Here is a 10,437-nt window from a genome sequence, read left to right on the forward strand (position 1 = left end):
GTTAAGCCATGCGACCTGAAGTCCAGGGTGGAAGAAAAGAAATTTCGAGCTGAGGGAGATTTTATACACTTAGCCGAATGCGATGTAGTTATCATTTGTGTCCCTACACCCCTTTCGAAGCAGCGCGAGCCCGACCTGAGCTATGTCAAAGACACAGCTGAAAACATTTCACGTTATTTGCATATTGGCCAGTTAGTTGTCCTCGAATCCACAACTTATCCAGATACAACATTGGGTATTGTAAAGCCGATATTGGAACGAAGCGGTCTGAGGGCGGGAATAGATTTTTGGATCGGGTTCTCGCCGGAGCGTGAGGACCCCGGCAGCAAGAAATATTCAACTGTCAATATCCCGAAAATAGTAGGCGGCGACGGCGGGGAGGCATCCGAGCTTATGGAGGCTTTTTACGGTAATGTAGTTGAAAAAGTAGTTGTAGTGTCGAATCCATCAGTCGCCGAAGCCGTTAAAATTACTGAAAATATCTTTAGGGCCGTAAACATAGCTCTCGTAAATGAACTAAAAGTAATCTACGATGCGATGGGAATTGACATCTGGGAAGTGATTGACGCCGCCTCCACAAAACCCTTCGGGTATATGCCGTTCTACCCTGGACCTGGACTCGGAGGGCATTGCATCCCTGTTGATCCCTTCTATCTGACGTGGAAGGCGAGAGAATACGGTCTCTCAACTCGTTTCATCGAACTTTCTGGTGAAATAAACGTCGCAATGCCGCGGTATGTAATAGCTAGGCTGGAGCAGTCTCTTGACACACGGCAGAAGATTTCTCTTAGCAGTGCCTCGATCTTAATTGTCGGACTGGCTTACAAACCAAACGTATCCGACATTAGAGAAAGTCCGACGCTTGTAATGCTTGAGGCGTTGGTGAAGCGAGGCGCATCTGTAGACTACTACGATCCTCACGTTCAGGAGATTCCAAAGACTCGAGAGCACCCCGATTTGTCTGGGCGGAAGTCCGTTGAACTAACGACAGATACGCTTTCGAATTATGACGCGGTTCTTATAGCGACAGATCACGACCAAATCGACTACAGACTGTTAGCTGAACACGCAAAATTGATAGTGGATACGAGGAATTGTTTTGCTCGTAGGAATATCGTGTGCAGGAATCTGGTCAAGGCTTAGGATTGAGCCGACAATAATAAAAACTTGTGAACGCGGCGGTTCAAACTGCGTTGAAATCGAAGTTATGGCTGGAATGCTCGACGTAAATGAGAACCGGAGAGCACGGAAGTGGAGCAGGGCCGAGCAACTCGGACGCGTGCTGTGGGGCTTGATGGGTCCTCTATTCATCTTAAGCCCGCGACCACTTTGGAAATGGAGAGTACTCTTACTGCGATCGTTTGGAGCTAAGGTCGGAAGGAATGTGCATATTTATCCCGATGTGCGTATATCGATGCCATGGAATATCTCGATTGGAGATAACGCTGCCATAGGATCCAGGGTCACATTGTATGCGCTTGGGCCAATTAGCATTGGGGCAGAAGCGACCATTTCCCAAGGAGCGCATCTTTGCGCGGGGACTCACGACTATCGTGACCCGTCAATGCCACTCGTCAAGGCGACTATTCGTGTGTCGAACGGCGTATGGATTTGCGCAGAAGCGTTTGTGGGCCCAAAGGTGGAAATTGGATCTATGGCTATAATAGGTGCGAGAGCCGTGGTCATGCGATGTGTTCCTTCGTATGACATTGTAGTTGGCAACCCTGCGCGCAGTGTGGGACGCCGAAAGATGAATTTAACGGGCCAAGTGTCTAGCGGCTCTTAGAAACGCAATTGGACTTGGCTTTGAAGATCCTAACAACACGAAACAAGAGTTGATTAAGGGCAATCCTGTGCAGAAGATTCCCATTACCGTCATTATTCCAGTGAAGAACGAGGAAGACAACTTGCCAAGGTGTTTGGAAAGGCTTGGCAGGTTTGAGCGTGTCATTGTTGTGGATTCCGGAAGCGAGGACAATACGGCTGCGATAGCCGAAAAGAACGGAGCCGAGATAGTTAACTTTCGGTGGGACGGCTTTTACCCAAAGAAACGGAATTGGGTGCTTATTAATCATGCAATCGCGACTCCCTGGGTGTTTTTTCTGGATGCGGATGAGGTGATTGATGATGTATTCTGCGATGAGGTGAAGGCTAGAACGGCGTCAGACGAATATGTCGGCTTCTGGTTAAAATACAGGAATTACTTTATGGGGAGGGAGCTTAAATTCGGTGTAGCACAAAAGAAGTTGGCGTTATTTCGAGTGGACGCGGGCTTGTATGAGCGTATTGAGGAAGATCAATGGAGTAGCTTGGACATGGAAGTCCATGAGCATCCAATACTCACGGGCCGGGTCGGATCGATTGAGACCTTAATCGATCACCGCGACTTCCGGGGCATAGACAGGTTCATAGGCCGTCACCAAGCATATGCCAAGTGGGAGGCGAACCGATATATGCTACTTCGGTCACGGGTGACGCAGAACATTTTAACAAAGAGACAAAGTGTGAAATACAAATACTTATCGTCTCGTTGGTATGCGTTTGCTTACTTTTTTTATAGCTACGTTTTAAAAGGGGGCGTATTGGACGGGTGGCCAGGCTTCTCATACGCGTTTTATAAAACTTGGTATTTTCATACTATAAGGAATCTAATCCTTGAGTACGAGGAAAAAATAGAAAACGTTGACATTAGAAATAATCGTCTGTCCACCCAGTCTTAATTTGGAGAGTAGTAGTGACACGACTTTATCAAAGTGCAAAGAGGGTTCTTGTAACTGGGGGGGCCGGTTTCCTTGGCTCTCACCTGATCGACAAGCTCATAGGGATGGGCAACGAAGTCTTATGCGTTGACAATCTCTTTACGGGAGCCAAGAAAAATATCGAACACCTCGCGTCTCATCCAAAGTTTGAATTCATCCGCCATGACATCACGTTTCCGCTTTATGTTGAAGTTGATGAGATTTACAATCTTGCTTGTCCGGCGTCTCCTATTCACTATCAGCACGACCCAGTTCAAACTACGAAGACATCTGTCCATGGCGCGATTAATATGCTTGGACTTGCAAAGAGGCTTAATTGCAGAATCTTTCAGGCGTCCACCAGCGAAGTTTATGGCGACCCGGTTGTGCATCCGCAGGTGGAAGAATATTGGGGGAATGTAAATCCTATAGGCCCAAGATCCTGTTATGACGAGGGCAAGCGTTGTGCAGAGACTCTATTTTTTGACTACCACAGACAAGTGGGACTTGATATTAGAGTGGCGCGAATTTTCAATACATACGGGCCGCGAATGCATCCGGCCGACGGGCGTGTTATTTCGAACTTCATAGTTCAAGCGCTGAACCAGATGCCGATCACGATATACGGGGACGGTGAGCAGACTAGGTCGTTTTGCTATGTTGACGATTTGATCAAGGGTTTCATCGATTTTATGGATGACGATGTCAAGTATCCGGGGCCGTTAAATCTAGGTAACGATAGCGAAATCTCGATAAGGGGTATCGCCGAGGCAATTATAGAACTGACGGGTTCGAAATCGGTAATAGTGAGTGAAGAATTGCCGGCAGACGACCCACGTCAACGACGCCCAGACCTGGCGAAGGCGCGTGAGATGCTTGGTTGGCAACCAAGTGTTCAGCTGCGCGAAGGTCTCAAGAAGACCATTGAATATTTCACGCGATTGTAGAGACCCGTTGAGTTCGTAATGGGGGATGCCCGTCGTTGATGTTTCTTTGGGCGATAAGGCGGAGGTACCGTGCGGCATATAGTTGAGTTGTTGACCAGAAATCGGATCTTTAAAAGGCGTCTGCCTAAGCAGTATGGCTCGCTGCCCATCTATGTCAGCCCTGATGCGCAATTGAAGGTACTTAAGCCGGGTCGTGCCGCCTTTGACCCTCAACTGTTGCACGCCGTCGATGAACTTGTAGAGGCTGGAGACACTGTCTGGGATATTGGAGCGAATATGGGAGTGTTCAGCCTGGCTTCCGCGTTTCGGTCTGGGACTGGGAAGGTAGTGGCGGTAGAAGCCGACCTTTGGTTAGTAAATATGTTGCGAAAGACATTTGAATTAGACGAGAATCGCAGATACGGGATCGAGGTGGTTCCCATAGCAGCATCTAACAGATTAAGTATTCAGAAATTCTTAATCGCCGCTCGCGGCCGAGCGTCAAATCACCTCGGGGAAGTGACTGGAAGTACTCAATCCGGTGGAGCCAGATCGACTGTTCTTGTTCCAACGTTCGAGTTGGATTATCTTCTTGAATATTGCGTGCCTCCGGCGGTCGTGAAGATAGATGTTGAAGGCGCAGAAAACTTGGTATTAAGCGGAATGAGGAAGATACTCTCCACGATCCGACCTAAGTTGTATTGTGAGGTGACCTCAGATCGGAGGAAGACGTTTGAACTGATGGAGCAGTATGACTATGTGCAGCGCCCTTCACGGCAGGGACATGGCGCAAATCTATTTTTCTACCCGAAATGAATGTCCGAGAGTGGCGTGCAACTGGCTGAAAGGGGGCCGAAAGCGCCATCGGCCGTTCTCATGGCGGGCTGAGCACCAAAGTTAATGTGTCGTCGGTCAAGACGGCCTGCCGATCGCGTCATCAGCACACAAACATCAAACAATCTAAGCAAACCTGTTAAGTTCACGCCCCGGTTTCTGCCTCTTTTGTTGCCATCCTATTGCGGTTGCGATTCGTGTACTTTGATAGGTGCTGTATTGGGAATACCGAATGCGGTCGTCTTGGTCCGATAGGGCCCTAGTTTCAGGGCAGAGAGTTCGTGGTCCGGCTCATAGGCATTTGACTCGCACGCGGGTTTTCCATCCGCTACCAATTAGCACCTGAGCGACAAAAGCAGCAGTGAAACCGCCAACTACCACCCGCCGTTCGTTTTTAATGGCCGTGCCGCCTGCGGCCGTATTCTCTGGCGTGGCTCAGCGAGCCGTAGCGGCTCGCGATGAAGCCGCCGGGGATGCATCAGATGCCATCAGCCAGGGCAATGTCCCTGTCTATGATACAGCGGTTGGCATGGCTGCAATCAATCTCCCGACTGGGCTGGCTGCTTTCGAAACGCGGGGCTACAACGCTGTTGATGATGGTGGCGGCTGGCTTTATGCAGTTAGAAGTTCGGAACCTGCACACTTCGGAAAGATTGCCCTTGGTGCGGGAAGATGGGGCGAACTCATAGTGCCGCGCGGTGAGATTACTTGCGAAGCGCTAGGTTTGGTGGGAGATAATTCGACCGACAATGGATCTCGTTGGCCGGACGCCAACGCTTACTGTCAATCGAATGGGTTTCGTCTCATCGCAAGGAAGGGAACTTACAAGACATCAGTTAAGGCGTTTATCGTCGGAGATACGTTTATCCGCGGGGCCGGCATGTATGCTTCGACGTTTAAGGCCATTGGAAAGATTGACGCAGTTTTTCACGCCAGCACGTCGACAAATATAGTAGTTCAGTGGGAAGATTTTCAAATTGACGGTAGTGGCACTGCCGATAACGGAGTGTTATTTGATGCCGGTGGCGGATCGGCGGTCATTACGCAAGGCAGCTATTTCCGGAACATCCGAGGTCTTAATCCGGTAATAGCAAGCATCAACTCGACGATGCCTATGTATGCTGGCGTGTTGCAATCCGTGATTCTGCAGGGAGGAAGGCGCGGAATTTATTGGCGCGCAAACGCCGGAATGAATGGCTCTACAATCAGCAACATCCGTGTCTCAGGAACTGCGATTACAGCCATCCATCTTGAGAATATTGGAACTAGTCTGTCCGAGCTAACCATAGAATCCGCAACGATTGAAGGAAATGATGGGGCCGGTCTGTATGTTAACAAGATGCGAGTTAAGATGTTAGGGGCGAATCATTTCGAAAGAAACGGGCGCATCAAACCAGCAGTGGCTCCTGTTTCGCTTGGAATCGATCCCTTCACTACTCTCAAAGGATCGGCGACCATCATCGTGGTGCATAAAGGTCACGGTCTCTCAACCGGTGACGAGATTAATATAAAAGGAGCTGCCCTCGTTGGCGATATAGCGGCGAATGGCAAGTCTACTATCAGGAGGATCAACGCTAACTCCTATTCCATCGCCCGCGGTACGCAGCTTGCAGAATCAAGCACACAAGGCGGCGGCTCGGCGGTCGTCGCTGAGTACGGGTTGCCAATAGATATCCTTGTTGACAGTTCTAGCGGTATATTTACTGAGCTCGATATCGACAAGATTAGTAAATCGACCGATGGCTTGGGGCAGGTAGATGGTGTTTTTGCGCGATTGATGGCGCCAAACTGCAATATTATTATTCGCGGTGGAAATCCATCGCGGAGCAACTCGATCGATGGGAACGGCCAATCAAACGGCTGCTCCATTGCGCTGCTGAATTGCTTTGCCGGAACAATTAACACCGCGGCAATGGCGGTGCGCCGCGACGAGCCAGGCATTAAGAAGACGGGGCGGCTTGCGCTCGGAACTACAATGACTGCTACGGGCATTTCTGCGAACAGCAATGGGTGGGTCAGAGTCACTGCAACAAAGCGCTCGGCCGACACAGTCACTGTGGGAATGTACATAGTAGCGCTGGATCGTGCCGGTGATAATATTCACTGGGGATGGGTTGGACCGGTCCTCCCTTCATCCGGCTTCGAGGACTTTGTAAGTTTTAGCGTTGTAGGCAGCCAGCTAATGGCCGCACGGACCGGGGGCACTGGAGACGGGTGGATGACGCTTGAGGGCGAGTGGAGTGAGTTTTAAAACAACCTCGAAGCCTGACCTTACGAATCCCATGGCCACGCCTCAAAGTCCCAGAAAGCTCCAGCGTGCTACCCGCTCCGGTTCCGTGACTAGTGCTTCAGCGCTCGGTCGCGATAGGCTCGTGTGCGCCGCAGGATTTTGGCTGGGGTAACATTCCTTCATTCTTGATGGCGGGTGATCTCAAGGCGTACTGGAACGTGATCGACGGCTCGAACGGCGAAACGGCGGAGAACGCCTATGCTCGGGGCTTCAAACCGGTGACCATCCTGAATCCCTATTCGAACTTTCCCAAACAGAAACCCCGATAGCTCTGGCGCGGTAGCCAAAGAACTCCTCAATCCGTGGAGTAACTCCTTGACATTGGTCCGAGTATAGCTTTCCCAAGCATCTGGACAGTCCCGCCGCAGGGGCGGCAACAGATGCATCGCCGATATGTGGCGGCACTCCTTGCGTAGTTATGAAAATGTCAAAAAGTTAAAGGTGTCACCCAAATGACCGAACGGATCGTCAGTTTTGTCATGAGTGGTGGCATCGGCTCACGACTGTGGCCGCTATCGCGCGAGGACAATCCCAAGCAGTTCCACGATTTTTCGGGCGATGGCTCGATGCTGGCCAAGACGTTGCGCCGGCTAACGGCGCGGCCGAAGGGCGAAACGCCGGTCTTCCTGATTGCCTCGGAGCGGCACGCCGACCGCGTCCACGCCGACCTCGCTGGCCTCGACCTTTCCGGTGGTGGCCCCTTGTTCGAGCCGACCGGCCGCAACACTGCCGCCGCCGTTGCCTTGGCGACCCTGCGCACCTTGTCCGAATATGGCGACAGCCTGGTGCTGGTGGTGCCGTCCGATCATGAGATCTCGACTGCACGGCAATTCTGGCAGAGCGTGGAAAACGGCACCGGCGCGGCGCGTGCGGGCCGGCTGGTGGTATTCGGCATCAAGCCTGGCCACCCCGAGACCGGTTACGGCTATATCGAGATCGCCGGCGAGAGGGATGGCATCTGCGATGTCTCGCGTTTTGTTGAGAAACCGGACCTCGCGACCGCGCAGAATTACCTGGCTGCAGGTAATTTCTACTGGAACACCGGCATCTTCCTGTTTCGCGCCAGCGCCATGCGCGACGCCTTCGCGGCTTTCGAGCCGGAGATATGGCAGGCCACCGAGATTGCCTACCAGGCCGCGACATCAGATCTTTCCGGTCTGTATATGCCTCTGGAGCTCTACGCCGCCATTCCCTCGACGTCGATCGACTATGCGATCATGGAGCGCGCCAGCCACATCGCCATGGTGCCGGCCGGCTTCCGCTGGAACGATCTCGGTTCCTGGCAGTCGTTGCTCGATGTCGGCCCGTCCGACAATGACGGCAATGTCATCGTCGGCGATGTCGTCGCCATCGACTGCGAGAACTCCTACATCCGCAGCGACAGTCGCCTGCTCTCGGCCATCGGCTTGAAGGACGTTGCCGTCGTCTCGACCGCCGATGCCACCTTCGTCGCCCCGGTCAGCCGCAGCCAGAACGTCAAGAAGATCGTCGAGCAGCTCGAAAAGAGCGGTCGGCTGGAAACCAGGTTCACGCCCGCCGCCGACCGCGTGATCGAAAGCGGCGCTTGGCGGCGCCGTGTGCAGCACTGGCTGTTTGAAGAGACGGTGCCGCTGTGGTCCACGGTCGGGGTCGATGAGCGCCATGGCGGTTTCCACGAGGCGCTCGGCTTTGACGCCACACCGCTGATGAAGCCCAAGCGCATGCGCACCATGGCCAGGCAAGTCTACGCCTTCGCTGTCGCCAAGGCCCGCGGCTGGGACGGGCCTGCCGACCGGTTGATCAGCCACGGCCTCGAATTCATGGCCAGAAACGGCCGCACCGACAATGGCGGCTGGGTGCGCACGCTCAATGTCAACGGCACGGTCGCCGACGCCGTCGAGGATGCCTATGATCATTCCTGCGTGCTCCTGGCGCTGGCGCATGCTCATATGGTCGGCAATCCTGATGCGTTACGGCTTGCCGAAGAAACCTTCTCGTTTCTCGACGCGCATCTCGAGGATCACCGCATGACCGGCTTTCTCGAAACGTCGAGCGGCGCGGGCGACCGGCGTTCCAACCCGCATATGCATCTGCTCGAGGCTTTTCTGGCCTGGCATCAAGCGACCGGCGAGCTCGCCTATCTTCGCCGCGCCGCACGCATCGTCGATCTGTTTCGCAGCCATTTCTTCGATCCGGAAAGCTGGACGCTGGGCGAATATTTCGACGCCGAGTGGAGACCGGCGGAGGGCGAGAAGGGTACATGGACGGAACCCGGCCACCATTTCGAATGGGCCTCGCTGCTGGTCGACTTTGCCGGGCGCAGCGGCCAGAGTGAACTGACCGGCTTTGCCAGAAAGCTCTATGCCTCAGCCATCGCCAACGGCCTCAATCGCGCCACTGGCCTTGCCTATGGTGCCGTCTCGCGGCAAGGTCTGCCGCTCGACCGTGTCTCACGCAGTTGGCCACAGGCGGAGGCGATCAAGGCGGCGATTGCGCTGGACGGTTCAGGCGGACCTGACCTCAAGCCCGAGATCGAAGCGCGTGTCGGTCGCCTGTTCCGTTGGCACATCGACCCGGCACCGCTTGGCCTGTGGATAGACCGGATCGACGAACGTGGCCGCTCGCTGGCGACCGATGTGCCGGCAAGTATCTTTTACCATCTGGTCTGTGCGCTGACCCAGTATCTCGACGGCACCATCGGCAAATCTCGATAGAGCGGTTGGCTGTAATAAAAAGTCTTTACGATTGAAACCGGTCTGTTGTCTTTCGAGCCAAACATCGGTTTTTTGACCAGATGTCGGGCCCATCAGCCGCTATCGATGCGACCAAACAAACGGTGTGGTTGCGCGGGCGTTTCCGTTGGCGATAGAGATGCGTACTTGGCCATCGCGGAGTAGGATATTGTCGCTCGAGAAAATAGGCTTGCTTGCATTTGTTGCCTTGGCGTTTGCGGTTGGCTTCTTTGTCATTATCGTGGAAAAAGGGACGCCTGTTCGTCCGCAACCCCCAAAGCTACAAGCGGCACTTGAGCCGTTTGAGGGCAAGCTTTCCGTCCAGGCAGTCGATGATCTTCGCGTCGCCGGCCGCAAGATTGTGTTGTGCGGCGTGGCGTTTACCAAGCCAGGATCCATGCGTGCCATGGTAACGGAGGCAGCGCGCCGGGATTACCAAGGGCTCGCTCTGACCTGCAAGCCGGTAGGCACGGGAACACCTTGCGACGGCAATGTCGCCTCAAAGTTTGGTGATGCCATCGTTGTGCAGTGCCTCACGTCCGATGGCATGGATTTAGCGGCGAAACTTGCCGAGAATGGCATTTTGTGCGGACAGCCCGCGCAGGCCGGTTCGACCTACAAATCTTGCCTATCAGGTTCGTAGCTCACGGCTCGCCAACTGCCTGTCATAAAACGAAAGACAGAATGTGCGATAACGCCCCACGTTAAACAGAGTTGGCCACAATCCCTGTACCAAGCATCGGCGCGATGGCGGCCATCAAATGCCGCTAAACTTGTCTTTCCTACAATTTCCAGCGGGGGCGGCGCAAAAATGGAAGATTCAAATCTGCCAGGTGAGTGTGTCCAATGAAACACAGCGGAAACCAAAAAGTCATTTCGCAAATGCGAAACAGGTTGGAATCAAAGCAGAAAGCTGTTACGCGCTTACTCAATACCTT

General features: G+C 53.4%; 8 protein-coding genes. All 8 read left to right on the top strand.

The window, feature by feature from the left end; genetic code table 11:
- The coding region (locus tag EOA86_RS08485; RefSeq protein WP_128341224.1) for a nucleotide sugar dehydrogenase at window positions 1-1,143 on the top strand (1,143 nt) is incomplete at its 5' end.
- Window positions 1,144-1,835: 692 nt separating this feature from the next.
- On the top strand, window positions 1,836-2,720 hold the full coding sequence (locus EOA86_RS08495) for a glycosyltransferase family 2 protein (RefSeq protein ID WP_163603070.1): 885 nt from the start codon (window positions 1,836-1,838) through the stop codon (window positions 2,718-2,720).
- 14 nt (window positions 2,721-2,734) lie between these two features.
- Window positions 2,735-3,685, top strand: coding sequence for a UDP-glucuronic acid decarboxylase family protein (locus EOA86_RS08500; protein WP_128341226.1), 951 nt, complete (start codon window positions 2,735-2,737; stop codon window positions 3,683-3,685).
- 69 nt (window positions 3,686-3,754) lie between these two features.
- The gene (locus EOA86_RS08505) at window positions 3,755-4,480 is read left to right on the top strand and encodes an FkbM family methyltransferase (protein WP_065006269.1); all 726 of its coding nucleotides are present in this window, start codon (window positions 3,755-3,757) and stop codon (window positions 4,478-4,480) included.
- Between the two features lie 379 nt (window positions 4,481-4,859).
- Window positions 4,860-6,749, top strand: a complete 1,890-nt coding sequence (locus EOA86_RS08510) for a hypothetical protein (RefSeq protein WP_206629977.1) — start codon at window positions 4,860-4,862, stop codon at window positions 6,747-6,749.
- 92 nt (window positions 6,750-6,841) lie between these two features.
- A complete protein-coding gene (locus EOA86_RS08515; RefSeq protein WP_128341228.1) occupies window positions 6,842-7,057 on the top strand; it encodes a hypothetical protein in 216 nt (71 codons plus the stop codon).
- 183 nt (window positions 7,058-7,240) lie between these two features.
- Window positions 7,241-9,481 (top strand): AGE family epimerase/isomerase, encoded by a 2,241-nt coding sequence (locus tag EOA86_RS08520; RefSeq protein WP_128341229.1) that lies wholly within the window; start codon window positions 7,241-7,243, stop codon window positions 9,479-9,481.
- Between the two features lie 187 nt (window positions 9,482-9,668).
- Window positions 9,669-10,142: a hypothetical protein gene (locus tag EOA86_RS08525; RefSeq protein WP_128341230.1), complete on the top strand. Its 474-nt coding sequence runs from the start codon at window positions 9,669-9,671 to the stop codon at window positions 10,140-10,142.
- Window positions 10,143-10,437: the final 295 nt, after the last annotated feature.

Source organism: Mesorhizobium sp. M5C.F.Ca.IN.020.32.2.1 (assembly GCF_004023105.1).
In the GTDB taxonomy this organism is placed as follows: Bacteria; Pseudomonadota; Alphaproteobacteria; order Rhizobiales; family Rhizobiaceae; genus Mesorhizobium; species Mesorhizobium wenxiniae.

Bases quoted from the DNA above. Each gene is read 5' to 3' on its own strand.
- EOA86_RS08520 (WP_128341229.1), top strand. From the start codon at position 7,241: ATGACCGAACGGATCGTCAGTTTTGTCATGAGTGGTGGCATCGGCTCA.